At 61.9% G+C, this 26,766-nt stretch carries 22 protein-coding genes and 1 pseudogene; 20 read left to right on the forward strand and 3 right to left on the reverse strand.

Annotated features, from left to right (window positions below; translation table 11 throughout):
* Position 1: 1 nt before the first annotated feature.
* Positions 2–604, forward strand: a complete 603-nt coding sequence (locus tag DLD99_RS02065; RefSeq protein ID WP_114881105.1) for a DUF924 family protein — start codon at positions 2–4, stop codon at positions 602–604.
* Between the two features lie 62 nt (positions 605–666).
* Here DLD99_RS02065 and DLD99_RS29540 read toward each other — a convergent pair whose 3' ends face one another.
* Positions 667–1,431 (reverse strand): methyl-accepting chemotaxis protein, encoded by a 765-nt coding sequence (locus DLD99_RS29540; RefSeq protein WP_425273008.1) that lies wholly within the window; start codon positions 1,429–1,431, stop codon positions 667–669.
* Between the two features lie 141 nt (positions 1,432–1,572).
* Positions 1,573–2,559 (reverse strand): annotated as a pseudogene (locus DLD99_RS29545) (cache domain-containing protein); the annotation flags it as partial.
* Between the two features lie 282 nt (positions 2,560–2,841).
* Between DLD99_RS29545 and DLD99_RS02075 the strand changes: the two are divergent.
* On the forward strand, positions 2,842–3,096 hold the full coding sequence (locus DLD99_RS02075) for a hypothetical protein (protein WP_007952486.1): 255 nt from the start codon (positions 2,842–2,844) through the stop codon (positions 3,094–3,096).
* A 31-nt stretch (positions 3,097–3,127) separates the two neighbouring features.
* Entirely contained in the window at positions 3,128–3,697 is a 570-nt protein-coding gene (locus DLD99_RS02080) for a lipocalin family protein (RefSeq protein WP_085712791.1), read from the forward strand.
* 48 nt (positions 3,698–3,745) lie between these two features.
* Here the strand turns inward: DLD99_RS02080 and DLD99_RS02085 are convergent, their stop codons facing one another.
* Positions 3,746–5,110 (reverse strand): formimidoylglutamate deiminase, encoded by a 1,365-nt coding sequence (locus DLD99_RS02085; protein ID WP_114881107.1) that lies wholly within the window; start codon positions 5,108–5,110, stop codon positions 3,746–3,748.
* A 145-nt stretch (positions 5,111–5,255) separates the two neighbouring features.
* Here DLD99_RS02085 and hutC point away from each other — a divergent pair, with 145 nt between their 5' ends.
* From hutC to mdoH, 17 genes are all read left to right on the forward strand, one after another.
* Positions 5,256–5,966: a histidine utilization repressor gene (gene hutC / locus DLD99_RS02090; protein ID WP_162803449.1), complete on the forward strand. Its 711-nt coding sequence runs from the start codon at positions 5,256–5,258 to the stop codon at positions 5,964–5,966.
* Positions 5,963–6,532, forward strand: a complete 570-nt coding sequence (locus tag DLD99_RS02095) for a HutD/Ves family protein (RefSeq protein WP_114881108.1) — start codon at positions 5,963–5,965, stop codon at positions 6,530–6,532. Before hutC ends, DLD99_RS02095 begins: the two co-directional genes overlap by 4 nt.
* A gap of 421 nt (positions 6,533–6,953) precedes the next feature.
* Positions 6,954–8,636, forward strand: a complete 1,683-nt coding sequence (gene hutU, locus DLD99_RS02100) for a urocanate hydratase (RefSeq protein WP_085741054.1) — start codon at positions 6,954–6,956, stop codon at positions 8,634–8,636.
* A gap of 81 nt (positions 8,637–8,717) precedes the next feature.
* Positions 8,718–10,190, forward strand: a complete 1,473-nt coding sequence (locus tag DLD99_RS02105) for a purine-cytosine permease family protein (protein ID WP_114881109.1) — start codon at positions 8,718–8,720, stop codon at positions 10,188–10,190.
* A gap of 71 nt (positions 10,191–10,261) precedes the next feature.
* Positions 10,262–11,230 carry an ABC transporter substrate-binding protein gene (locus DLD99_RS02110; RefSeq protein ID WP_114881110.1) on the forward strand — a complete coding sequence of 323 codons (969 nt, stop codon included), beginning with the start codon at positions 10,262–10,264 and terminating at the stop codon, positions 11,228–11,230.
* A gap of 83 nt (positions 11,231–11,313) precedes the next feature.
* The gene (locus DLD99_RS02115; RefSeq protein ID WP_114881111.1) at positions 11,314–12,165 is read left to right on the forward strand and encodes an ABC transporter permease; all 852 of its coding nucleotides are present in this window, start codon (positions 11,314–11,316) and stop codon (positions 12,163–12,165) included.
* A complete protein-coding gene (locus tag DLD99_RS02120; protein WP_085711028.1) occupies positions 12,162–12,992 on the forward strand; it encodes a quaternary amine ABC transporter ATP-binding protein in 831 nt (276 codons plus the stop codon). Before DLD99_RS02115 ends, DLD99_RS02120 begins: the two co-directional genes overlap by 4 nt.
* 148 nt (positions 12,993–13,140) lie before the next feature.
* A complete protein-coding gene (gene hutH, locus DLD99_RS02125) occupies positions 13,141–14,664 on the forward strand; it encodes a histidine ammonia-lyase (protein WP_114881112.1) in 1,524 nt (507 codons plus the stop codon).
* A gap of 116 nt (positions 14,665–14,780) precedes the next feature.
* Positions 14,781–16,313, forward strand: coding sequence for a histidine ammonia-lyase (gene hutH / locus DLD99_RS02130; RefSeq protein WP_114881113.1), 1,533 nt, complete (start codon positions 14,781–14,783; stop codon positions 16,311–16,313).
* A gap of 100 nt (positions 16,314–16,413) precedes the next feature.
* Positions 16,414–17,619, forward strand: coding sequence for an imidazolonepropionase (gene hutI / locus DLD99_RS02135; RefSeq protein ID WP_114881114.1), 1,206 nt, complete (start codon positions 16,414–16,416; stop codon positions 17,617–17,619).
* Positions 17,620–17,629: 10 nt separating this feature from the next.
* Positions 17,630–18,430, forward strand: a complete 801-nt coding sequence (gene hutG, locus DLD99_RS02140; protein ID WP_114881115.1) for an N-formylglutamate deformylase — start codon at positions 17,630–17,632, stop codon at positions 18,428–18,430.
* Between the two features lie 175 nt (positions 18,431–18,605).
* Positions 18,606–19,553 carry a choline ABC transporter substrate-binding protein gene (locus DLD99_RS02145; RefSeq protein ID WP_085711033.1) on the forward strand — a complete coding sequence of 316 codons (948 nt, stop codon included), beginning with the start codon at positions 18,606–18,608 and terminating at the stop codon, positions 19,551–19,553.
* A complete protein-coding gene (locus tag DLD99_RS02150; RefSeq protein ID WP_114881116.1) occupies positions 19,553–20,458 on the forward strand; it encodes an alpha/beta hydrolase in 906 nt (301 codons plus the stop codon). The genes DLD99_RS02145 and DLD99_RS02150 overlap by 1 nt, the downstream gene beginning before the upstream one ends.
* Positions 20,459–20,562: 104 nt before the next feature.
* The gene (gene pip / locus DLD99_RS02155; RefSeq protein ID WP_114881117.1) at positions 20,563–21,534 is read left to right on the forward strand and encodes a prolyl aminopeptidase; all 972 of its coding nucleotides are present in this window, start codon (positions 20,563–20,565) and stop codon (positions 21,532–21,534) included.
* A complete protein-coding gene (gene dtd, locus DLD99_RS02160; protein ID WP_114881118.1) occupies positions 21,531–21,968 on the forward strand; it encodes a D-aminoacyl-tRNA deacylase in 438 nt (145 codons plus the stop codon). The genes pip and dtd overlap by 4 nt, the downstream gene beginning before the upstream one ends.
* Before the next feature lie 321 nt (positions 21,969–22,289).
* Positions 22,290–24,104 (forward strand): glucan biosynthesis protein G, encoded by a 1,815-nt coding sequence (locus DLD99_RS02165; RefSeq protein ID WP_085711291.1) that lies wholly within the window; start codon positions 22,290–22,292, stop codon positions 24,102–24,104.
* A complete protein-coding gene (gene mdoH / locus DLD99_RS02170; protein WP_114881119.1) occupies positions 24,097–26,667 on the forward strand; it encodes a glucans biosynthesis glucosyltransferase MdoH in 2,571 nt (856 codons plus the stop codon). The genes DLD99_RS02165 and mdoH overlap by 8 nt, the downstream gene beginning before the upstream one ends.
* Positions 26,668–26,766: the final 99 nt, after the last annotated feature.

Raw genomic sequence — 26,766 nt, forward strand, 5'->3', positions numbered from 1 at the left:
CATGACCGCGCCCTGGCAGCCGTTGCTCGATTGGTGGTTCGGTCATGCCGAGTCAGCGACTGAAGTGACGGTGCAACAGGGCAAGTTGTGGTTCGGCAAGAAAGACAGTCAGGACCTCGAAGCGCGTGAGCGTTTCGGGGTCTTTGTCGATCAGGCCCTCGCCGGCGAATTGACCGAGTGGACGCAACGTCCCGAAGGTTGGCTGGCGGTGGTGCTGCTGCTCGATCAGCTTCCGCGAATGATCTTTCGCGATACACCCAAGGCTTTTTCCGGCGATCTGCGGGCGCAGAAACTGGTTGCCCAAGGCATCGCGGCGGATTTCGACCGGCAGTTGAAACCGATTCAGCGACTCTTCATCTACCTCGTCTTCGAACACTGCGAAAACCTTGCGGTGCAGAACGAGGCCGTTTCGCGATTCATCGAACTGGTGGCTGAACAGCCGGAAGCGGAGCGTGGGGTGTTTGCCGACAACCTGGATTATGCCGAGCGGCATCAGCGGGTGATTGCGCGGTTTGGGCGGTTTCCGCATCGCAATGCGGTGTTGGGGCGGGAGTCTACGGCGGAGGAGTTGGTGTTTCTTTCGCAGCCGGGATCGAGTTTCTGAATCAGCATCCAGACGACTGACCTCTTCGCAGAAAGGCCTGCGAAGAGATCAGTAAGAGCGCCTTAGATCCGGAAGCTACCCACCAACTGCTTGAGTCGGGCAGCCTGCTGCTCCAGATCCACACAAGCGCGCAATGTCGCCTGCAGGTTCTCGACCCCTTCCTGGTTCAGCGTGTTGATCTCGTTGATGTCGACGTTGATCGACTCGACCACTGCCGTCTGCTCTTCGGTCGCGGTCGCCACCGACTGGTTCATGCCGTCGATCTCGCCGATGCGCTGGGTCACGCTTTCCAGGCGTTCGCCGGCCTGGTTGGCGATGCCGACGCTGCTTTCGCTCTCGCGCTGGCTCTCGGTCATGATGCCGACGGCCTGGCGTGCGCCGACCTGCAGTTCTTCGATCATGCTCTGCACTTGCTGCGCCGAGTCCTGGGTGCGGTGCGCCAGATTGCGCACTTCGTCGGCGACCACGGCGAAACCACGACCGGCTTCACCGGCACGGGCGGCTTCGATGGCGGCGTTGAGCGCCAGCAGGTTGGTTTGCTGGGAGATGCTGGTGATCACTTCCAGAATCTGCCCGATGTTCACGGTGTTGCTGTTCAGGGTTTCAATGTTGCCGCAGGAGTCGCTGATCTTCGCCGACAGTTGCTGCATCGCGTGGATGGTTTTATCCACAACCTGCTGGCCGTCGACCGCCAGGCTGCGCGCGTCGCTGGAGTGTTGCGAGGCGAGGGCGGCGTTCTGGGCGATTTCCTGGGCAGCGGCGCCGAGTTGGTTGATCGCGGCGGCCACGCTGTTGGTGCGCGAGGCTTGCTGGTCGGAATTGAACATCGACGAGTTGGACGCCGCGACCACGCGCAGGGCGACTTCGTTGACCTGCCCGGTGGCCGAAGACACTTCGCGGATCGAGGTGTGGATACGCTCGACAAAACGGTTGAACGACAAACCCAGCGCGCCGAACTCGTCGTGGCCATGGATCACCAGACGTTTGGTCAGGTCGCCTTCGCCTTCGGCGATGTCATGCATGGCGCGACCCATGGTCAGCAGCGGTTGCATCAGCACGCGGATCAGCATGCCGAGCAGGGCGATGATGATCACCACGGCGATGACCATGGCGATCAGCGCCGAGGTGCGGAACTCGCTGAGCATCGAGAACGCGGTGTCCTTGTCCAGCACCAGGCCCACGTACCAGTCGGCCGACGGCACGCCGTTGACGCGGGTGAAGGAGATCAACTGGGTCTTGCCGTCGAACTCGACTTCTTTCAGGCCCGGGCTGACTTTCGGCGCACCGCTTGGGTAGGCCTCGGCCAGGGTCTTGAGCACCAGTTTGCTGTCCGGGTGGATCAGGATCTTGCCGTCGGCACTGACGATGAACGCGTGGCCGTGGCCGCCGAAGTTCAGCGAGTTGATGATCGCGCTGACGCTGGTGAGGTCGATGTCGGCGCCGGCCACGCCGATCATCTGGCCCTGACGCTGCACCGGGGTGGCGACGGTGATCACCAGTTTGCCTGACGACGCGGCGATGTACGGTTCGGTGACGATGGTCTGCTGGGCGCTGTTCGCGGCCTTGTACCAGCCACGGGCGCGTGGATCGTAATCCGGCGCGCGGTTGCCGGCCGGGACCGAGAACATCACGCCGTCGGCGCCGCCGAAATAGCTGAGCTGGAAATTGCCGGTGTAGGCAGGCAGGTCGATGATGCGCTTCAGGCTCGCCGGGGCGCTGCCGTCGGCGACAACCTGCTGCGACATCGATTGCAGCAACTGGATGCGGCTTTCCAGCCAGGTCTGGATGTTGCTGGTGGTCAGGCTGCCCAGTTCCTGCATGGACGCTTCGGTGCTGCTTTGCAGGGCTTCGCGTTGTCGATAGTCGTTGAACAAAATGAAACAGGCGAACGCTACGGCCACCACGAGGGCGGCAGCCAACAAGATCTTGTGGCTGAATTTCATGTTTCTGGTCATTAAGTGAGCTACCGCGAAGGGGCTGGTCAAGAAAGGGCGGCAATTTGCCACACTCTCGGGCTTTGCGCTGCTCTTATTTCGACCGCCGCGCGACAAAGATGAGGACGCTTTTGTTAAAGGCGACGAAATGCTCAATAGCCCTACAAAGTGTCTGATTTACCGATGAATGCCGGACGAGCGGGCCAATAAATAGCCACCCGCCGAGGGAACCAGACAGGGGTTTTCTCTTCTAAGCTTCTGGTTGGCGCCAGGCCATCCCCCTTCCGTTCCAGGAGTTACACCATGTCGCTGCGATCTATCGCCCTTCTGTCGTTTTGCGTGCTGTTGGCCGCATGCAGCAAGGTCAATCAGGAAAACTACTCGAAGCTCTCGGCCGGCATGGCCAAGGCCGAAGTGGAGACGCTGCTCGGCAAGCCCACCGATTGCTCGGGCGCGCTCGGCATGTCCAGTTGCACCTGGGGCGACAAGAACAGCTTTATCAGCGTGCAGTACGCCGGTGACAAAGTGTTGATGTTTTCCGGCCAAGGCCTGAAGTAAACCGGGGCTACGCGCCCACGGGAGAAAAACAATGAAGCGGTTATTGCTTGTCCTTTTTGCCGGCCTGGTACTGGCCGGCTGCGCCACCACCGGTGAAGATCCGCTGGCGCCCAAGACAGTCCACAGCGTCAATCTCAAGCGTTATCAGGGTACCTGGTACGAGCTGGCGCGACTGCCGATGTATTTCCAGCGCAACTGCGCACAATCCGAAGCCCGTTACACGCTCGAATCGGACGGCAACCTGGGCGTGTTCAACCGTTGTCTGACCAAGGACTGGCAATGGGAAGAGGTCAAGGGCACGGCTTATCCACAGGTGCCGGGCAAGACCGACAAATTGTGGGTCGAGTTCGATACCTGGTTCTCGCGGCTGATTCCGGGCTCGGCGAAGGGCCAATACTGGGTGCTGTACGTCAGTGATGACTACAAGACCGCCATCGTTGGCGATCCGAGCCGACGTTACCTGTGGCTGTTGTCCCGCACGCCGACCGTTAACGGTGTGGTACGCGAAGAACTGCTGAGCAAGGCGCGTCAGCAGGGTTATGACACCACGCGTTTGATCTGGCGGGCGTCGGATCAGCAGATGGCCAAGACGTCCAACTGACGCGCAACAAAAAACCTGTGGAGGTTGCCCTCCACAGGTTTTTTTGTGTCAGCCCAACAGCTCTCGCAGGACCTGGGTGAAGGCGCGATTGCTGTCTTCTTCCCCGGCATGTCGCCCGTCGCGAACGACCCACTGGCCGTTGACCAGCACGTCGCGCACCTGACGGTCGCCACCGGCAAACAGCCAGCGGTTGAGGATCCCGTCACCGTTGGCGGTGGCCAGGTACGGATCGCTGCCATTGAGCACAATCCAGTCGGCGCGCTTGCCGACCTCCAGCGCGCCGATCGGCTGGCCCAGCGCCTGAGCGCCACCGTCCAGTGTGGCGTCATACAACGTGCGGCCAACCATCGGTTGATCCGCGCCATACAAGCGGTTGCGCCGCTGATCGCGCAGACGCTGGCCGTATTCCAGCCAACGCAATTCTTCCACCACGCTCAACGACACATGGCTGTCGGAGCCGATACCCATGCGTCCGCCCTGAGCGAGGAAATCCACCGCCGGGAAAATCCCGTCGCCGAGGTTGGCTTCGGTGGTCAGGCACAGACCGGCGATGGCGCGACTCTTGGCCATCAGCGTGACTTCTTCCGGATTGGCGTGGGTCGCGTGGACCAGGCACCAGCGCTGATCGACTTCGGTGTTCTCGTACAGCCATTGCAGAGGGCGGCGACCGCTCCAGCTCAGGCAGTCGTCGACTTCTTTCTGCTGTTCGGCGATGTGGATGTGCACGGGGCATTGCTTGTCGCTGGCCGCCAGCACTTCGCTGATCTGCTGCGGCGTGACTGCGCGCAACGAGTGGAAACACAATCCCAGCGACTGAGCCTTCTGCTGCGCCAGCAACGGTTGCAGGCGCGATTGCAGTTTCAGGTAGTTTTCGGTGCTGTTGATGAAGCGGCGCTGGCCTTCGTTCGGCGTCTGGCCACCGAAACCGCTGTGGCTGTAAAGCACCGGCAACAGTGTCAGACCGATGCCGGCAGAGCTGGCGGCCTGGCTGATGCGCAACGCCAGTTCCGCCGGATCGGCGTACGGCTGACCGTTGTGATCGTGGTGAACGTAATGGAATTCGGCGACCGAGGTGTAACCGGCCTTGAGCATTTCGATGTACAGCTGGCGGGCGATCACGCCGAGCTGATCCGGGCTGATTTTTCCGACGAGCCGGTACATCAGATCGCGCCAGGTCCAGAAACTGTCGTTGGGATTGCCGGCCACTTCCGCCAGCCCGGCCATCGCTCGCTGGAACGCGTGGGAGTGCAGATTCGGCATGCCCGGCAGCAGCGGACCGCTCAGCCGTTCAGCGCCGTCTGCGGTGGAATCGGCCTGGATTCGGGTCAATACGCCATCGGCGCTGACCTCGAGACGTACATTGTTGGCCCATCCGTTAGGCAGCAGCGCGCGTTCGGCAAAGAAGGCGGACATGGTTCAGCACCCCATCGTGTGTTATTTGTATATACATATACAGACGTTTGCCTGCCCGGTAAACTCCGGCAAGCTAGCAACCTTATCCAATGAACAGGGATCCATCGTGCCGACTCCGCCTCCAGTTTCTCCGTTGGCCGCGAACATGGGCGACAGTCCGGCGCCCTTGTACGCCCGCGTCAAACAGATGATTACCCAGCAGATCGACAGTGGTAACTGGCCGCCGCATTACCGCGTGCCGTCGGAAAGCGAGCTGGTCAGCCAGCTGGGCTTCAGCCGCATGACCATCAACCGCGCGCTGCGGGAAATGACCGCCGACGGTCTGCTGGTGCGCATGCAAGGCGTCGGCACCTTCGTCGCCGAGCCGAAGAGTCAGTCCGCGCTGTTCGAAGTGCACAACATCGCCGACGAAATCGCCTCCCGTGGCCATCGCCACACCTGCCAGGTGATCACCCTGGAGGAAGAGGCCGCGGGTTCCGAACGCGCCCTGGCGCTGGATATGCGCGAAGGGCAGAAGGTGTTCCACTCGCTGATCGTGCATTACGAAAACGACATTCCGGTGCAGATCGAAGACCGTTTCGTCAACGCGCTGGTCGCCCCGGAATACCTCAAGCAGGACTTCACCCTGCAAACGCCATACGCCTATCTGAACCAGGTCGCGCCGCTGACCGAAGGCGAGCATGTGGTCGAAGCGATCCTCGCCGAGCCGTCCGAATGCAAATTGCTGCAGATCGAAAAAGGCGAGCCGTGCCTGCTGATCCGCCGTCGCACCTGGTCGGGTCGTCAGCCGGTGACCGCTGCACGTCTGATCCATCCCGGTTCCCGTCATCGTCTGGAAGGTCGGTTCCATAAATGAAAGAGTTGAAGGTTTTACGCGCCGAAGGCTACCCGCGCATGCCGTGGAAAAACGGCGGCGGCAGCACCGAGGAAATCACCCGTGACGCCGGTGCCGGCCTTGACGGTTTCGGCTGGCGCCTGTCGATTGCCGACATCGCCGAATCCGGCGGTTTCTCGACGTTCACCGGTTATCAACGGGTGATCACGGTGTTGCAGGGCGACGGCATGACCTTGTGCGTCGACGGTGACGACTCCCGGCCGCTGTTACCCCTCGACCCGTTTGCCTTCAGCGGCGAAAGCCAGGTGTCCTGCACCTTGCTCGGCGGGGCGATCCGCGACTTCAACCTGATCTACGCGCCACAGCGTTACAGCGCGCGCTTGCAGTGGCTGGATGGCGAGCAGCGGTTTTTCAGCTCCGCCGGCACCGTTCTCGTTTTCAGTGTCAGCGAGTTACTGCAAGTGCAGGTCGGTGACAGCGCTTCGCAGCTTGGCCGGCATGATTGCCTGCAACTGGACGGCAACACCGGTCTGGTGGAAATCGCCGTCAACGCGGGCTGCTGTGTGATCGAACTGACTGCACGCTGATCCAATTCATGAAAAACCGCCGCTTTGAACAGTGCCTGTAGGGGCTGTTGAGAGCGGCGGTTTTTTTCATCCCGACGTTCCCGTACGCGCACCAACTTGTTACCGAACGCCCCAGCGTGGCGCAAAACAACGCACGTGAACTCGCCTTCCGCTTGTTCAAACCAACCCCGCGAAAAAATTCATACACGCCACAACCCTTGATTCAGGCGTCCTCCAGCCATGAACGGCATTTTTGTTGAACAGCCCTCCAACAAGTTGGCCGCTCGATTGCATATGCTTGTATGTACAAGTAAAGACGTATGCGTATGAGTCGTCAGAGGTTCTCCGCAGCGTCCCTGATTCGCTTGTCGCGCATTGAAGCGCACAAGCCGCTTGCCCATCGCCAGGGTTGGTTTGAATTGATCGCTGAGGAGTCTTTTTCGTGACTGACGCAAAAACTACTAAATTCCGTGACGTTGAAATCCGTGCATCGCGCGGCAACAAGCTGACCGCCAAGAGCTGGCTGACCGAAGCGCCGCTGCGCATGCTGATGAACAACCTCGACCCGGAAGTGGCCGAGAACCCGAAAGAGCTGGTGGTCTACGGTGGCATCGGTCGCGCCGCGCGCAACTGGGAGTGCTACGACAAGATCGTCGAAAGCCTGACCAACCTGAATGACGACGAAACCCTGCTGGTGCAGTCCGGCAAACCGGTCGGCGTGTTCAAGACCCACAGCAATGCCCCGCGCGTGCTGATCGCCAACTCCAACCTGGTGCCGCACTGGGCGACCTGGGAACACTTCAACGAACTCGACGCGAAAGGTCTGGCGATGTACGGCCAGATGACCGCCGGCAGCTGGATCTACATCGGCAGCCAGGGCATCGTCCAGGGCACTTACGAAACCTTCGTCGAGGCCGGTCGCCAGCATTACGATTCGAACCTCAAGGGCCGCTGGGTCCTGACCGCCGGCCTCGGCGGCATGGGCGGCGCCCAGCCGCTGGCCGCGACCCTGGCCGGTGCCTGCTCGCTGAACATCGAATGCCAGCAGGTGAGCATCGATTTCCGCCTGAAAAGCCGTTACGTCGACGAGCAGGCCAAAGACCTCGACGACGCCCTGGCGCGCATCGAGAAGTACACAAAAGAAGGCAAGGCGATCTCCATCGCGCTGCTGGGTAACGCCGCCGAAATCCTTCCGGAACTGGTCCGTCGTGGCGTGCGCCCGGACATGGTCACCGACCAGACCAGCGCCCACGATCCGCTCAACGGTTACCTGCCGGCCGGCTGGACCTGGGACGAATACCGCGCCCGCGCCAAGACCGAACCGGCCGCTGTGATCAAGGCCGCCAAGCAATCGATGGCGGTGCACGTCAAAGCCATGCTCGACTTCCAGAAGCAAGGCATCCCGACCTTCGACTACGGCAACAACATCCGCCAGATGGCCCAGGAAGAGGGCGTGGAAAACGCCTTCGACTTCCCGGGTTTCGTGCCGGCCTACATCCGTCCGTTGTTCTGCCGTGGCATCGGCCCGTTCCGCTGGGCGGCGCTGTCGGGTGATCCGCAGGACATCTACAAGACCGACGCCAAGGTCAAAGAACTGATCCCGGACGACGCCCATCTGCACAACTGGCTGGACATGGCCCGCGAGCGCATCAGCTTCCAGGGTCTGCCGGCGCGCATTTGCTGGGTCGGCCTGGGCCAGCGCGCCAAGCTCGGTCTGGCGTTCAACGAAATGGTCCGTCGCGGCGAGCTGTCGGCCCCGATCGTCATCGGCCGCGACCACCTCGACTCCGGCTCGGTCTCCAGCCCGAACCGTGAAACCGAATCGATGCAGGACGGCTCCGATGCCGTCTCCGACTGGCCACTGCTCAACGCTTTGCTCAACACCGCGAGCGGCGCGACCTGGGTTTCCCTGCACCACGGCGGCGGCGTCGGCATGGGCTTCTCGCAACACTCGGGCATGGTAATCGTCTGCGACGGTACGGACGAAGCAGCCGAGCGTATCGCTCGCGTGCTGCACAACGACCCGGGCACCGGTGTGATGCGTCACGCCGATGCCGGTTACCAGATCGCCATCGACTGCGCCAAGGAGCAAGGGCTGAACCTGCCGATGATCACCGGAAAATAAAAACCGGCGGGAGCGAGCGTGCTCGCTCCTGCTCAAGCCAATACAACAACAAAACCCAGAACAATCCACAGAGGTTGAATCATGGCTGGCAACACCGATCGTGCAAGCAACAAACCGTTGATCGAAAGGCGTTCGATCGACTACATCCCGGAAGCGGAAAGACACGGTCGTCTATTCAGTCAGTTCACCCTGTGGATGGGTGCCAACCTGCAAATCACCGCGATTGTCACCGGGGCGTTGGCCGTGGTGCTGGGCGGCGATGTGTTCTGGTCGCTGATCGGTCTGTTGATCGGTCAACTGCTGGGCGGCGGCGTCATGGCGCTGCACGCGGCGCAAGGGCCGAAGCTGGGCCTGCCGCAGATGATTTCCAGCCGTGTGCAGTTCGGGGTGTATGGCGCAGCGATTCCGATTGTGCTGGTGTGCCTGATGTACCTCGGTTTCACCGCCACCGGCACCGTACTGTCGGGTCAGGCGCTGGGCCAGTTGTTCGGGGTCAGCGACACCGTCGGCATCCTGCTCTTCGCCAGCGTCATCGTGGTGGTCACGGTGCTCGGCTATCGGGTGATTCACTGGATCGGCCGTATCGCCAGTGTCATCGGCGTGATTGCTTTCGTTTACCTGTTCAGCCGTCTGATGAGTCAGGTGGACGTCGGCGCACTCCTGCAAATCCGTCACTTCAGCTGGAGCAGCTTCCTGTTGGCGGTGTCGCTGGCAGCGTCCTGGCAGATCGCCTTCGGCCCTTACGTGGCGGACTATTCGCGTTACCTGCCGAGCAAGGTTTCCTCGGTGAAAACCTTCTTTGCTGCCGGCGCCGGTTCGGTGATCGGCGCGCAAGTGGCGATGATTCTCGGTGTGTTCGCGGCGGCTTCGGCCAACGGGCAGTTCGCCGGTCATGAAGTGGCCTACATCGTCGGTCTGGGCGGCACCGGTGCCACCGCGGCGCTGCTGTATTTCAGCATCGCGTTCGGCAAGGTGACCATCTCCACCCTGAACTCCTACGGCAGCTTCATGTGCATCGCGACCATCATCAGCGGCTTCCGTGGCCACCTGACGGTCAGCCGGATGCAGCGTCTGGTGTTCGTGCTGGTGATCGTCGGTGCAGCGACCCTGATCGCTTTGCTCGGCCAGCACTCGTTCCTCGGGGCGTTCAAGTCTTTCATCCTGTTCCTGCTGGCGTTCTTCACGCCATGGAGCGCGATCAACCTGGTGGACTACTACTGCATTACCCGTGAGCACTACGACGTCCCGGCGCTGGCCGATCCGAACGGTCGCTACGGCCGCTGGAACCTCCTCGGGATCAGCGTCTATGTGTTCGGTGTGCTGGTGCAGCTGCCGTTCATTTCCACCAAGTTCTATACCGGTCCGCTGGTGGCCGAACTGGGTGATGTGGATATCTCGTGGATCATCGGTCTGGTGCTGCCCGCTGCGCTTTACTACGTGTGCGCAAAGAAATGGCACGGCAGCGTGCCCGATCACCTGATTCTGCCGGTCGAGCAGAACAGCGTTGTACAACCTGAAGCAAACGGGACCGGCCGCGCTGCGGCGCAGGCCTGATCTGGACGTGGACAGGGCTGGATGCCTCTTGAACTGCCGTAAGCCAATTCATGATTAGGAGCGTCACAACAATGAAATCGAACAAGACCCTGCTGACCACATTGCTGTCCATGGGCCTGCTGGCCAGTGCCGGTGCCACCCAGGCCGCCGGCTGGTGCGAATCCGGCAAACCGGTGAAATTCGCCGGCTTGAACTGGGAAAGCGCGATGTTGCTGACCGACGTGCTGCAAGTCGTGCTGGAGAAAGGTTACGACTGCAAGACCGACAGCCTGCCAGGCAACTCCATCACCATGGAAAACGCCCTGAGCAGCAACGATATTCAAGTGTTCGCCGAAGAGTGGGTCGGCCGCAGCGAGGTCTGGAACAAGGCCGAGAAGGCCGGCAAGGTCGTGGGTGTCGGCGCGCCGGTGGTCGGTGCGGTGGAAGGCTGGTACGTGCCGCGCTACGTGATCGAAGGCGATGCCAAACGCAAGATCGAAGCCAAGGCACCGGACCTGAAAAACATCGCTGACCTGGGCAAATACTCGGCGATCTTCAAGGACGCCGAAGAGCCGTCCAAGGGCCGCTTCTATAACTGTCCGGCCGGCTGGACCTGCGAGCTGGACAACAGCGAAATGCTGAAAAGCTACGGCCTGGAAAACAGCTACACCAACTTCCGTCCGGGCACCGGTCCGGCGCTGGATGCGGCGGTGCTGTCGAACTACAAGCGCGGCGAGCCGATCCTGTTCTACTACTGGTCGCCAACCCCGCTGATGGGCCAGATCGACGCGGTCAAACTGGAAGAGAAGCCGGGCGTCGACAAGCGCGTGACCATCAAGGTCGGCCTGTCCAAGACCTTCCACGAGGAAGCCCCGGAGCTGGTGGCCGTGCTGGAAAAGGTCAACCTGCCGATCGACCTGCTGAACCAGAACCTGGGCCGCATGACCAAGGAGCGGATCGAGTCGCCGAAGCTGGCGAAAATCTTCCTCAAGGAACATCCTGAGGTCTGGCATGCGTGGGTCAGCGACGACGCTGCCAAGAAAATCGACGCGGCGCTGTAGGTCGATACCTCCCGGCTAACCGTGAGGCTGGCCGGGAGAATTGCCGTCATCGCTTGATTGAGATTTCTGATTGAGAGCCGCTTATGTTTCCCGAACGCTTTACGTTTTCCATCGCCGACTGGGTCAACGGTTGGGTCGATGCACTGGTCACCAACTACGGTGACGTGTTCCGCCATATCTCCGACACCCTGCTGTGGGCCATCGTCAACCTTGAAGGCCTGCTGCGCGCCGCACCGTGGTGGTTGATGCTGGCCATCGTCGCGGGTGTTGCCTGGCACGCCACCCGCAAGCTCGTGACCACCGCCGTGATCGTTGGTCTGCTGTTCCTGGTCGGCGCCGTCGGCCTGTGGGACAAGCTTATGCAGACACTGGCGCTGATGATGGTCGCCACGGTCATCTCGGTGCTGATCGGTGTGCCGCTGGGGATCCTCTCGGCACGCAGCAATCGCCTGCGTTCGTTCCTGATGCCGCTGCTCGACATCATGCAGACCATGCCCAGCTTCGTGTACCTGATTCCGGTGCTGATGCTGTTCGGCCTGGGCAAGGTGCCGGCGATTTTCGCCACCGTGATCTACGCTGCGCCGCCGCTGATCCGCCTGACCGATCTGGGCATCCGCCAGGTCGACGGTGAAGTGATGGAAGCCATCAACGCTTTCGGCGCCAACCGCTGGCAGCAACTGTTCGGCGTGCAACTGCCGCTGGCCCTGCCGAGCATCATGGCCGGGATCAACCAGACCACCATGATGGCCCTGTCGATGGTGGTGATCGCCTCGATGATCGGTGCCCGTGGCCTGGGTGAAGATGTGCTGGTGGGCATTCAGACCCTCAACGTCGGACGCGGCCTTGAAGCCGGTCTGGCGATCGTGATTCTCGCAGTGGTCATCGACCGCATTACCCAGGCGTATGGTCGGCCACGGCATGAGGTGAGCAAATGAGCAACGCAACCGTGAGCAAGATCGAAGTCAAAAACGTCTTCAAGATTTTCGGCAACCGTTCCAGGGACGCGCTGGCGATGGTCGGCCAGGGCAAGACCAAGGAGCAGGTGCTGAACGAAACCGGTTGCGTGGTCGGGGTCAACGACCTGTCCCTGAGTATCGGCACCGGCGAGATCTTCGTGATCATGGGCCTGTCCGGCTCCGGCAAATCCACACTGGTTCGCCACTTCAACCGCCTGATCGACCCGACCAGCGGCGCGATCCTGGTGGACGGCGTGGACATCCTGCAATACGACATGGACGCGCTGCGCGAATTTCGCCGGCACAAGATCAGCATGGTGTTCCAGAGCTTCGGCCTGCTGCCGCACAAGACCGTGCTCGACAACGTCGCCTACGGCCTGAAAGTGCGCGGCGAGAGCAAGCAGCTGTGCGCCGAGCGCGCGCTTCACTGGATTAATACCGTGGGCCTCAAGGGCTACGAAAACAAATACCCGCACCAGCTCTCCGGCGGCATGCGCCAGCGTGTCGGCCTGGCCCGCGCGCTGGCGGCGGACACCGACATCATCCTGATGGACGAGGCGTTCAGCGCCCTCGACCCGCTGATCCGCGCCGAGATGCAGGACCAGTTGCTGGAGCTGCAAAAGACCCTGCACAAGACCATCGTCTTCATCACCCACGACCTCGACGAAGCCGTGCGCATCGGCAACCGCATCGCGATCCTCAAGGACGGCCGCCTGATCCAGGTCGGCACCCCGAAAGAGATCCTGCATTCGCCGGCGGACGAGTATGTCGACCGTTTCGTGCAGCGGCGGGCGGCGGTGGTTTAAACAAATTTGTGTTGGCTGGGCCGGCCCCATCGTCGGAGCGCCGCCCGGAGCAGGCTCGCTCCCACAGTTGAAATGTGTGCCCCTGTGGGAGCGAGCCTGCTCGCGATAGCGTCGGCAAAGCTGCATCAAGGTTCGGATGAGGTTGAAGATGTCCCAGGCTGAAAAAATCGTTATCGCCGACGCTCCAATGCGTTGGCAGGATGTGGTCGTGGTAGCCCGTCACGGCGCGCAGCTCGAGCTGTCGGCCCAGACCTGGGCGCGCATCGAAAATGCCCAGGGCATCGTCCAGCGCATCGTTGCCAGCGGCGAACGTGCTTATGGCGTCAACACCGGGCTGGGCGGTCTGTCCAATGTCTCGCTGCAGGGCGAACAACTCAGCCAGTTGTCGCGCAACACCTTGCTCAGCCACGCCTGCGGCGTCGGCCCGGTACTGGCCGACGAGCAGACCCGCGCCATCATGTGCGCCGCGATCCGCAATTACAGCCACGGCAAATCCGGGATTCATCGCCAAGTAGTCGAAGCACTGCTGGCGTTGCTCAATCGCGGTATCACTCCGCAAGTGCCGTCCCAGGGTTCGGTCGGTTACCTGACCCACATGGCTCACATCGGTATCGCGCTGCTGGGCGTGGGCAATGTCAGCTATCGCGGGCAAGTGATTTCCGCGCAGCAGGCGCTGGCCGAAGAAGGCCTGCAACCGGTACAACTCGGGGCGAAGGATGGTTTGTGCCTGGTCAACGGCACGCCGTGCATGACCGGTCTCGGCTGCCTCGCCATCGCCGATGCCGTGCGTCTGGTGCAATGGGCCGACGTGGTCGGTGCCATGAGTTTCGAAGCGCAACGCGGCCAGATCGCCGCGTTCGATGCCGAGATCATCGCGCTAAAGCCGCACCCGGGCATGCAACAGGTCGGCGTCAATCTGCGGGCGCTGCTCGACGGCAGTGAAGTGATCGCGAAGAGCAAAGGCATTCGCACCCAGGATGCGCTGAGCATCCGCTCGATCCCGCAAGTGCACGGCGCCGCGCGCGATCAACTGCAACATGCGATCAAACAGATCGAAACCGAACTCAACGGCTGCACCGACAACCCGTTGCTGCTGGGCACGCCGGACGACTTCCGGGTCATGTCCCAGGCCAACCCGCACGGGCAATCGGTGGCGTTGGCGGCGGACTTGCTGGCGATCGCGATGGCCGAAATCGGCTCGATTGCCGAGCGGCGTCTGGACCGTCTGATCAACCCGCACGTCAGCGGTCTGCCGGCGTTTCTGGTGGCCAATCCGGGGGTGAACTCCGGGATGATGATCGTGCAATACGTCGCCGCGTCGCTGTGCGCGGAAAACCGCCAGTTGGCGCAACCGGCGGTGCTCGACAACTACGTCACTTCCGGCCTGCAGGAAGACCACCTGAGCATGGGCACCAACGCCGCGCTGAAGCTGCACCGCGCGCTGGAAAACTGCACGCAGATCCTCGCCATCGAGTACCTGCTGGCGGCTCAGGCGTTTGAATTTCTCAAGGAACAGCGCTTTGGCGCCGGCACCGATGTGGCGTGGCGACTGCTGCGCGAGAAAGTCCCGGCCTACGATCAGGACCGCTGGCTGGCGCCGGATATCGCCGCTGCCGCGAGCGTGTTGAAGGACCCGGATCTGCTGCGCCACGTACTGCCGAATTTGCACTGAAAACTATCCACGCCAGCGTGCCAAGGCGCGGCTCCCCAAAAGGGCAGACGCGACGGACAACGGACATCTCCGGAGCGTCTGGCGAGTTAACAATAAACTCTCAAAAGGAGCACAAAATGACTGCGCTGAACCTGATCCCCGGCCAACTTAGCCTGGCCCAACTGCGTGATGTCTATCAGCAACCGGTCAAGCTGACTCTCGACAACAGCGCCTCGGCCCAGATCGAAGCCAGCGTTGCCTGCGTCGAGCAGATCCTCGCCGAGAACCGCACCGCCTACGGCATCAACACCGGTTTCGGCCTGCTGGCCTCGACCCGCATCGCCAGCGAAGACCTGGAAAACCTCCAGCGTTCGCTGGTGCTGTCCCACGCCGCCGGCGTCGGCCAGCCGATCAGCGATGAGCTGGTGCGTCTGATCATGGTGCTCAAGGTCAACAGCCTCAGCCGTGGTTTCTCTGGTATCCGCCGCGTGGTGATCGACGCGCTGATCGCTTTGATCAATGCCGAGGTTTACCCGCACATTCCGCTGAAAGGTTCGGTCGGTGCGTCCGGTGACCTGGCACCGCTGGCGCACATGTCGCTGGTGCTGCTGGGCGAGGGCAAGGCGCGCTACAAGGGCGAGTGGATGGAAGCCACCGAAGCGCTGAAGGTCGCCGGTCTGAACCCGCTGACGCTGGCGGCCAAAGAAGGCCTGGCGCTGCTCAACGGCACTCAGGTGTCCACCGCATTCGCGCTGCGCGGTCTGTTCGAAGGTGAAGACCTGTTCGCCGGCGCGCTGGCGCTGGGCGGTCTTACAGTTGAAGCGGTGCTCGGTTCGCGTTCGCCGTTCGACGCGCGCATCCATGCGGCCCGTGGCCAGAAAGGCCAGATCGACACCGCCGCCGCTTACCGCGATCTGCTCGGCGAGCGCAGTGAAGTCTCCGATTCGCACCAGAACTGCGAAAAGGTCCAGGACCCGTACTCGCTGCGCTGCCAGCCACAAGTCATGGGCGCGTGCCTGACCCAGTTCCGTCAGGCCGCTGAAGTGCTGGTCATCGAAGCCAACGCCGTGTCGGATAACCCGTTGGTATTCGCCGCCGAAGGCGACGTGATTTCCGGCGGCAACTTCCACGCCGAACCCGTGTCCATGGCTGCCGACAATATGGCCCTGGCCATCGCCGAAATCGGCTCCCTGAGTGAGCGCCGCATCTCGCTGATGATGGACAAGCACATGTCGCAACTGCCGCCGTTCCTGGTGGCCAATGGCGGCGTGAACTCCGGCTTTATGATTGCCCAGGTGACTGCGGCGGCCCTCGCCAGCGAAAACAAGGCACTGGCCCATCCGCATTCGGTGGACAGCCTGCCGACGTCCGCCAACCAGGAAGACCACGTCTCCATGGCCCCGGCTGCCGGCAAGCGTCTGTGGGAAATGGCCGAGAACACGCGCGGGATTCTCGCGGTGGAATGGCTGGCGGCGGTGCAGGGTCTGGACCTGCGTAACGGTCTGAAGACCTCGAGCAAACTGGAGAAGGCCCGGGGCATTTTGCGTCGCGAAGTGCCGTTCTACGAGAAGGACCGCTTCTTTGCGCCGGACATCAATGCCGCGAGCGAACTGCTGGCTTCGCGCATTCTGACTGAGCTGGTTCCGGCCAAGTTGCTGCCGAGCCTGTGATGCACTCATCGCCAGCAGGCTGGCTCCCACAAGAGCACCGCGCAACCTGTGGGAGCCAGCCTGCTGGCGATTCGATTTTGAATACTGTGGAGACTAAGGGATGAAAACCCTCTGGCAACACTGCCACGTCGCAACCATGGCGCAAGGCGTCTACTCGATCATCGAGGATGCGGCCATCGTGACGTCCGGTGCACACATCGAGTGGATCGGCCCGCGCACTCAATTGCCGTCCGGCGAATACCCGGCGGTCAACGATCTGCAAGGCGCGTGGGTCACCCCCGGACTGATCGACTGCCACACTCACACCGTGTTCGGCGGTAACCGCAGCGGTGAGTTCGAGAAACGCCTGCAAGGCGTCAGCTATGCCGAGATCGCCGCAGCCGGCGGCGGCATCGCCAGCACCGTGCGGGCGACGCGTGAAGCCTCGGAAGACGAGCTGTTCGCCAGCGCCGCCAAACGCCTGAAAAGCCTGATGCGCGATGGCGTGACCACGGTCGAAATGAAGTCCGGCTACGGCCTCGACCTGGCCAGCGAACGCAAGATCCTGCGGGTCATCCGTCGCCTCGCCGACGAACTGCCGATCAGCGTGCGCAGCACCTGTCTCGCTGCCCATGCGTTGCCGCCGGAATACAAGGACCGCGCTGACGATTACATCGATCACATCTGCGCCGAGATGCTGCCCGCACTGGCCGCCGAAGGGCTGGTGGACGCGGTGGATGCCTTCTGCGAATACCTGGCGTTCTCCCCGGAGCAGGTCGAGCGGGTGTTCATCACCGCGCAAAAACTGGGTCTGCCGGTGAAGCTGCACGCCGAGCAATTGTCGTCGTTGCACGGTTCCAGCCTCGCGGCGCGCTATCACGCGTTGTCCGCCGATCACCTGGAGTTCATGGATGAGGACGACGCCATTGCCATGGCCAAATCCGACACCGTCGCGGTGTTGCTGCCGGGGGCGTTCTACTTCCTGCGTGAAACCCAATTGCCGCCGATGGAAGCCCTGCGCAAGCACAAGGTGAAAATCGCCATCGCCAGCGACCTCAACCCCGGCACGTCGCCGGCGCTGTCGTTGCGTCTGATGCTGAACATGGCCTGCACCTGTTTCCGCATGACCCCGGAAGAAGCCCTGGCCGGCGCCACGATTCATGCGGCGCAAGCCCTGGGCATGGCCGATACCCACGGTTCGCTGGAGGTTGGCAAGGTGGCGGATTTCGTCGCCTGGCAGATCGACCGGCCGGCGGACCTGGCGTACTGGCTGGGTGGTGAACTGGACAAACGTGTCGTGCGTCACGGCGTTGAATCAAGTCTGTAGGAGAGCGGTTGTGGATAAGGTTCTGAACTTCAAACAAGGTCGTGTGCCGCTGCTGATCAGCATGCCTCACGCCGGTGTGCGCCTGACCCCGGTGGTCGAGGCCGGATTGATCCCGGACGCGAAAAGCCTGCCGGACACCGACTGGCATATTCCGCAGCTCTACGATTTCGCCGCCGAACTGGGCGCCAGCACCCTGGCGGCCGAGTATTCGCGGTTCGTCATCGATCTGAACCGGCCATCCGACGACAAGCCGTTGTATGCCGGCGCCACCACCGGGCTGTACCCGGCGACACTGTTCGATGGCATTCCGTTGTTCAAGGAAGGCAAGGAGCCGTCGAAAGAGGAACGTGCGACCTATCTGGAGCAGATCTGGACGCCGTACCACCGCACCCTGCAGGAAGAACTGGCGCGGCTGAAGGCCGAGTTCGGTTACGCACTGTTGTTCGATGCGCACTCGATCCGTTCGGTGATCCCGCACCTGTTCGACGGCAAGCTGCCGGACTTCAACCTCGGCACCTTCAACGGCGCCAGTTGCGATCCGCAGTTGGCCACGCAACTGGAAGCGATTTGCGCACGCCACGGCGATTACAGCCATGTGCTGAACGGACGCTTCAAGGGCGGCCACATCACCCGTCACTACGGCAACCCGGCCGAAAACATCCACGCCGTGCAACTGGAGCTGGGCCAGTGCACCTACATGGAAGAGTTCGAACCGTTCCGCTACCGCGCCGATCTGGCGGAGCCGACGCGGGTGGTGCTCAAGGAGTTGCTGCAAGGGCTGCTCGCTTGGGGCGCAAAGCACTACAACTGAGTCAGCTGTGATCGTTCCCACGCTCTGCGTGGGAACGATCGGGAGAAGTCGCCACCGTGCAAATCCCGGTCGCCACAGGTCGCTTTTTCGTCTCGCCTGCTGCGTAATGTTTCGGCCACGGTGCAAGAAGACACCGATCCGAACAATAAACCGCTGCCGCACGAGACGATCCCACATGAAAAAACTGTTCACTCGTTGTGCGTTAATCCTCACCGGCAGTGCGCTGCTCAGCGCCGGCGCCATGGCTTCCGACGATGCTTCCTGCAAAACCGTGCGCATGGGCGTGGTCAACTGGACCGACGTGATCGCCACCAGTGGCATGGCCGACGTGCTGCTCAACGGCCTCGGCTACGAAAGCAAACAGACCAGCGCCGTGCAGCAAATCATCTTTGCCGGCATCCGCGACAAACGACTCGATATCTTCCTCGGCTACTGGAAACCGGCGATGGACAAGAACATCGCGCCGTTCCTCGCCGCCAATCAGGTCAAAGTGATGGACAAGCCAAGCCTGGCGGATGCTCAGGCGACGCTGGCAGTGCCGGATTACGTCGCGGCGGCAGGGCTGAAAACCTTCGGCGATATCGCAAAATTCAAGGATCAGCTCGGCGGCAAGATCTACGGCATCGAGCCTGGCAGCGGCGCCAACACCACGATCAAGACCATGATCGAAACCAACCATTTCGGCCTGAAGGATTTCAAGATCATCGAATCCGGTGAGGCCGGCATGCTTGCCGCTGTGCAGCGGGCGGTGAATCGCAAGGAGTTCGTGGTGTTCGTTGGCTGGACGCCGCATCCGATGAACATCAACATGAAAATCACCTACCTGACCGGCAGCGAAGACGTCTACGGTCCGAACGAAGGCGCCGCCACTGTTTCCACGGTCACCGCGCCGGACTACGCCGAGCGCTGCCCGAACGTCCATCGGCTGCTGGAAAACCTGACCTTCACCGCCGCCCAGGAAAGTCAGTTGATGGTGCCGATCATGGAACGCAAGACACCTCAGGAAGTGGCGAAGACCTGGCTGCGTGAGCATCCGCAAGATTTGCAGCGCTGGCTGGCAGGTGTCAGCAGTTTTGATGGCAAGGACGGCGTGGCCACGGTCCAGGCCAGCCTGAAAAACTGATGGGCACTTATCCACTGTCGCCGGCGATGGCGGCGTTCGTCGCCAGGACCGAAAGTTTCGCCAGCGATGACAGCAGCTTCGCCGGATTGCGCCGTGGCTATGACGAGATGTGCCGGGCGTTCACCCCGCCGCGGCCGGCAGGGCTTGAGGTAGAGGACTTTCGGTTGGGTGCGGTGCCGGTTCGCGCCTATCGCCCGCCTGCTGCGTCACCATCCTGTGTGGTGTATCTGCACGGTGGCGGATGGGTGGTCGGTGGGCTGGACTCCCACGACTTCATCTGCTGCGAACTGGCCATGGCGCTGGGGGCGATGGTGGTGGCGGTGGATTATCGGCTGGCGCCGGAGCATCCGTTTCCCGCCGGATTCGACGATTGCCTGAGTGTCTGGCGTGCCCTGCGCAGCGGATCGTTTGGCTTCGACCGCGAGCGGATGCTGGTGGCCGGCGATAGCGCTGGCGGCAATCTCGCCGCTGCGTTGTGCCTGGCCCTGCGCGATGCCGGCGAGACTATGCCCAAAGCCCAAGTGTTGATCTATCCCGGGCTGGGTGGCGGCGAGCATCTGCCGTCACGCAGCGAATGCGCTGATGCGCCGTTACTCTCCAGCAGCGACGTGGATTGTTATCACGCGTTGTACCTGCGCGGCACACCACAACCGAATGCCTGGGCCATGCCGTTGCTTGCCGATGACTTCAGCGGCTTGCCCCCGGCCTGGATCGCCGTGGCGCAGTTCGATCCGTTGCGCGACGACGGTGTGCGCTACGCCGAACGACTGGTTGCCGACGGGGGCGAGGCCACGCTGTATTACGGCGAAGGGCTGGTGCACGGCTGCCTGCGGGCGCGGCATCAGGCCGCCGAAGTCGATCGCCTCTACGAAAACCTGCTGGGGTTCATGGCTGACAAAATGTGACAGCGCACGGGCATGCTCATTGACGTAAATCGGGTTTATGATGCCGGACGGCAGAATAATAGAAGTCCCCCCAGGGATGACCTCGACCCCTTACGGAGCGCGCAATGCAGACTTTGTTTCCGCAGATCAAACCTCACGCACGGCACGATCTGGCCGTCGACGACACCCATACGCTGTACGTCGACGAAAGCGGTTCACCGGAAGGTTTGCCGGTGGTGTTCATCCATGGTGGCCCGGGCGCCGGGTGCGATGCCCAAAGCCGTCGCTACTTCGATCCGAACCTGTATCGCATCGTCACCTTCGACCAGCGTGGCTGCGGACGCTCCACCCCCCACGCCAGCCTGGAAAACAACACCACCTGGGATCTGGTCGAAGACCTCGAGCGCATCCGCAAACATCTGGGCATCGAAAAATGGGTGCTGTTCGGCGGCTCCTGGGGTTCGACTCTGGCGCTGGCTTACGCGCAGACCCACCCGGAGCGCGTACATGGTCTGATCCTGCGTGGGATCTTTCTCTGCCGTCCGCAGGAAATCGAATGGTTTTATCAGGCCGGGGCCAGCCGTCTGTTCCCCGATTACTGGCAGGACTACCTCGCGCCGATTCCGCTGGACGAGCGCGACGACCTGCTCAGCGCCTTTCACAAACGCCTGACCGGCAACGACCAGATCGCCCAGATGCATGCCGCCAAGGCCTGGTCGACCTGGGAAGGGCGCACCGCGACCCTGCGCCCGAACCCGCTGGTGGTCGACCGTTTCTCCGAGCCGCAGCGCGCCTTGTCGATTGCGCGGATCGAATGCCACTACTTCACCAATAACGCCTTCCTCGAACCGAACCAGCTGATTCGCGACATGGGCAAGATCGCTCATTTGCCGGGCGTGATCATCCACGGCCGTTACGACGTCATCTGCCCGCTCGACAATGCGTGGGAGCTGCATCAAGCCTGGCCGAACAGCGAGCTGCAGGTGATCCGCGATGCCGGTCACGCTGCGTCCGAACCGGGTATCACCGATGCGCTGGTGCGCGCTGCCAGCAAAATGGCCCGGCGCCTGCTCGACCTGCCGCCCGAAGAAGCATGAAGGGGCTTTTGCAGCGCGTGAAAGGCGCGCGGGTCGAAGTGGGGGGGGAGGTGGTCGGCAGCGTCGATCAGGGTTTGCTGGTGCTGGTGGCGGTCGAACCCGACGACACGCAGGCCAGCGCCGACAAACTTCTGCATAAGCTGCTTAACTATCGAGTATTCAGTGACGCCGAGGGCAAGATGAATCTGTCTTTGGCGGATGTGGGCGGCGGGCTGCTGCTGGTCTCTCAGTTCACCCTGGCTGCCGACACCAAAAGCGGGCTGCGTCCGAGTTTCTCGACCGCCGCCCCTCCGGCGCTGGGCGAGGAATTGTTCGACTATCTATTAAGCAAAGCGAAACAGATGCATGGCACTGTGGCATCAGGTAGATTCGGCGCGGATATGCAGGTGCACCTGGTCAACGACGGCCCGGTAACCTTCCTGTTACAGACATGAAAGCGCTTGAAACAAGTTTTTAAGGGCTTTTCGACTGAAAACAGGGAATTTTCGCGATAAATACTTTGTTACCCCTGATGCGTTGTCACGCGGGCTACTAGATAATCGCGCGCTACGGGGATCAGCGTTCGTTGGTCCATTTTGACTTAGGTAGAGACTTGTCCGGATCCGATTGGGGAATCATTTTGCCCCAGCGGAGTCGGAACAATGCTCGCCAACTTGGCAAGGGTGCCCTGCAAGGCCGGTATTTTTGTACCGAAAACCTCACAGGCACTTCATCTGGCCGTTGGTTTATTGATCTGTTTTCGGCGAGGGTTGCTCGTGATTGTTAGTCCCTGTAATGCAGCAAAATTGTCTGCCAAACGCTTGCGCAGCGCTCTGGTAGCGGGCTCGGCAGTACTCTGCCTGCTCAGCGCCGGCCAGCTCTGGGCATTCAATCTTGACGATGTGTCGGCCAAGGCCAAAGAGCTGGCCGGGCAGAAATTCGAAGCCCCGCGCAGCAACCTGCCGAACGAATTCCGTGACATGAAGTTCGCGGACTACCAGAAGATTCGTTTCCGCACCGAAAAAGCCGAATGGGCCGACCAGAAGAACCCGTTCAAGCTGTCCTTCTATCATCAGGGCATGCACTTCGATACGCCGGTGAAAATCAACGAAATCACCGCGAACACCGTCGAAGAGATCAAATACGATCCAAGCCGTTTCGATTTCGGCGATCTGCAGTTCGATCCCAAGGCCACCGAACAACTGGGCTATGCCGGTTTCCGTGTCCTGTACCCGATCAACAAGGCTGACAAGCAAGACGAAATCATGACCATGCTGGGCGCGAGCTACTTCCGCGTCGTCGGCAAGGGTCACACCTACGGTCTGTCGGCCCGTGGCCTGGCGATCGATACCGCTCTGCCGTCCGGCGAAGAATTCCCGCGTTTTCGCGAGTTCTGGATTCAGCAGCCGAAGCCGGGCGACAAGCACCTGGTGATCTTCGCCCTGCTGGACTCGCCGCGCGCGACCGGCGCCTACCGCCTGATCCTGCGCCCGGGCAGCGACACCATTGTCGACGTCAAAGGCCAGATGTTCCTGCGTGACAAGGTCGGCAAGCTCGGCATCGCGCCGCTGACCAGCATGTTCCTGTTCGGCGCCAACCAGCCGTCGAAAGTGCTCAACTACCGTCGCGAACTGCACGACTCCAGCGGTCTGTCGATCCATGCCGGCAACGGCGAGTGGATCTGGCGTCCTCTGAACAACCCTAAACACTTGGCCGTGAGCCAGTTCAGTGTCGAAAACCCGCGTGGTTTCGGTCTGCTGCAGCGTGGCCGTGACTTCAGCCACTACGAAGACCTCGACGACCGCTACGACAAGCGTCCAAGCGCCTGGATCGAGCCGAAGGGTGACTGGGGCAAGGGCACCGTCGATCTGGTCGAGATCCCGACCGCCGACGAAACCAACGACAACATCGTTGCGTTCTGGAACCCGGAAAAACTGCCGGAACCAGGCCAGCCGCTGGACTTCGCCTACCGCATGCACTGGACCATGGACGAAGCGGCGATTCACGCGCCGGACAGCGCCTGGGTCAAGCAGACCCTGCGTTCGACCGGTGACGTCAAGCAATCGAACCTGATCCGTCAGCCGGATGGCAGCGTTGCCTATCTGGTCGATTTCGAAGGCCCGTCCCTGGCGGCCCTGGCCCCGGATGCGGACGTTCGCAGCCAGGTCAGCGTCGGCGACAACGCCGAACTGGTCGAGAACAGCGTGCGCTACAACCCTGAAACCAAGGGCTGGCGCCTGACCCTGCGGATGAAGATCAAGGACGCGAGCAAGTCGACCGAGATGCGTGCCGCGCTGGTGCAGAACATCGTTCCGGCCGATCTGGCCAAGACCTCGCTGCCGGCTTCCAACTCCTCGGTTGCCAAGGCCGACAAGATCGCCGCCAAGCAACAGGAAAAAGCCGACAAGGAAGCCAAGGCCGCCGAAGCCAAACAGGCCGACGCCAAGCCAGCGGCAGATGCCAAGGACAAGGCCAACAAAGACGCCAAGCAGCCAGCGGCTGCGGACGCGGCCCCAGCCACACCGGAACCGGCCTCGACTGAAGAAGTCCTGACCGAGACCTGGAGCTATCAGTTGCCTGCCGATGAGTAACTCTCAAGTACAGCCAGAGACTCTGTCCGAGTATCTGGCGCATCTGCCGATGACCGACGAGCAGCGCGCGGAACTCGCGGGCTGCCAGTCCTTCAGCGAATTGCATCAACGCCTGTCGTCCTCGACGTTCGACGCACCGACCGAAGCCGCCCAGGCTTCGGTGGGCAAGCGCCTGACCCTGAGCACCGCCGAAGAGCTGGAAGACGCGGAAATGCTGGTGCTCGACGCCAGCGGCCGGGTCAGCCTCAAGGCTACGCCGCCGATCCGTCGGACCAAGGTCGTGCCGGAGCCGTGGCGCACCAACATCCTGGTGCGTGGCTGGCGTCGCCTGACCGGCCGGACCAATCCGCCGCAGCCGCCGAAAGACCAGAACGTGCTGCCAGCCGCCCGCTGGCGCACCGTCGGTTCGATCCGTCGCTACATCCTGCTGATCCTGATGCTCGGCCAGACCATCGTCGCCGGCTGGTACATGAAAGGCATCATGCCGTACCAGGGCTGGTCGTTCGTCGATCTGGAAGAAGTCCTGCATCAACCGTTGCTGCAGACCGCCACGCAAGTGCTGCCGTATGCGCTGCAGACCAGCATCCTGATCATGTTCGGGATTTTGTTCTGCTGGGTGTCGGCCGGTTTCTGGACCGCGCTGATGGGCTTCCTCGAGTTGCTCACCGGTCACGATAAATACCGGATCTCCGGTAAAAGTGCCGGCAACGAGCCGATTCCGAAAGACGCGCGCACCGCACTGGTGATGCCGATCTGCAACGAAGACGTGCCTCGGGTGTTCGCCGGTCTGCGCGCGACCTTCGAGTCCGTTGCGGCCACCGGTGACCTGGACCGTTTCGACTTCTTCGTGCTCAGCGACAGTAACGACACCGATATCTGCGTTGCCGAGCAACAGGCCTGGCTGGATGTCTGCCGTGAAGCCAAGGGCTTCGGCAAGATTTTCTATCGCCGCCGTCGCCGTCGCGTCAAACGCAAGAGCGGCAACCTCGACGACTTCTGCCGTCGCTGGGGCGGTGATTACAAGTACATGGTCGTACTCGACGCCGACTCGGTGATGAGCGGCGAGTGCCTGACCAGTCTGGTGCGCCTGATGGAAGCCACGCCGGACGCCGGCATCATCCAGACCGCGCCGCGCGCTTCGGGCATGGACACGCTGTATGCACGCATGCAGCAGTTCGCCACTCGCGTTTACGGCCCGCTGTTCACCGCCGGCCTGCACTTCTGGCAGCTGGGTGAATCCCACTACTGGGGTCACAACGCGATCATCCGCATGAAGCCGTTCATCGACCACTGCGCCCTGGCGCCGTTGCCGGGCAAAGGTGCGTTCTCCGGTGCGATCCTCTCCCACGACTTCGTCGAAGCCGCGCTGATGCGCCGTGCCGGCTGGGGCGTGTGGATTGCCTACGACCTGCCGGGCAGCTACGAAGAACTGCCGCCGAACCTGCTCGACGAGCTCAAGCGTGACCGTCGCTGGTGCCACGGCAACCTGATGAACTTTCGCCTGTTCCTGGTAAAAGGCATGCACCCGGTGCACCGCGCGGTGTTCCTGACCGGCGTGATGTCTTACCTGTCGGCGCCGCTGTGGTTCTTCTTCCTGGTGTTGTCGACGGCGCTGCTGGCGGTGAACACGCTGATGGAGCCGCAGTATTTCATGGAGCCACGCCAGCTCTATCCGCTGTGGCCGCAATGGCATCCGGATAAAGCGGTCGCGCTGTTCTCGACGACTATCGTGCTGCTGTTCCTGCCGAAGCTGTTGAGCATCATCCTGATCTGGGCCAAGGGCGCGAAAGAGTTCGGCGGCAAGTTCAAGGTGACCCTGTCGATGCTGCTGGAGATGCTGTTCTCCATGCTGCTGGCGCCGGTGCGGATGATTTTCCACACCCGTTTCGTTCTGGCCGCGTTCCTTGGCTGGGCCGCGACCTGGAACTCGCCGCAGCGTGACGACGACTCCACGCCATGGAGCGAGGCGGTCAAGCGCCACGGTCCGCAGACCCTGCTGGGCTTCCTCTGGGCGCTGCTGGTGATCTGGCTGAACCCGAGCTTCCTGTGGTGGCTGGTGCCGATCGTCGGTTCGCTGATGCTGTCGATTCCGGTGTCGGTGATTTCCAGCCGTGTGGGCCTGGGCCTCAAGTCCCGTGACGAGAGCCTGTTCCTCATCCCTGAGGAATACAATCCGCCACAGGCGCTGCTGGCCACCGATCAGTACACCCACGAAAACCGCTGGCACGCGCTGAACGACGGCTTCGTCCGCGCCGTGGTCGATCCGCAGCAGAACGCCCTGGCGTGCTCGCTGGCGACCTCGCGTCACGGTCAGGCCGAGCCGATCGAGTGGTTGCGTCAGGAACGTGTGCGTCACGCGATCAAGGTCGGCCCGGCCGGGCTGAACAACCATGATCGCCTGCAACTGCTGAGCGACCCGGTGGCCCTGGCTCGTCTGCACGAGCAAGTGTGGGCCGAAGGTCACGCCGAGTGGCTGGACGCATGGCGGGCCTCGGTGAAAGCCGATCCCCATGCGCCGCTGCTGCCGCTCAAGCCTGTGAGCCTGCAGGCACAACCGGCCTGATGAAGAACCCCGCGAAAGCGGGGTTTTTTTTGCCTGCCGAATGCTGGCATCGGTCAGCCACTCATGAAAAAACCTTGTGCAAACGGACGAGTGCGTTAG

Source organism: Pseudomonas kribbensis, assembly GCF_003352185.1.
In the GTDB taxonomy this organism is placed as follows: Bacteria; Pseudomonadota; Gammaproteobacteria; order Pseudomonadales; family Pseudomonadaceae; genus Aquipseudomonas; species Aquipseudomonas kribbensis.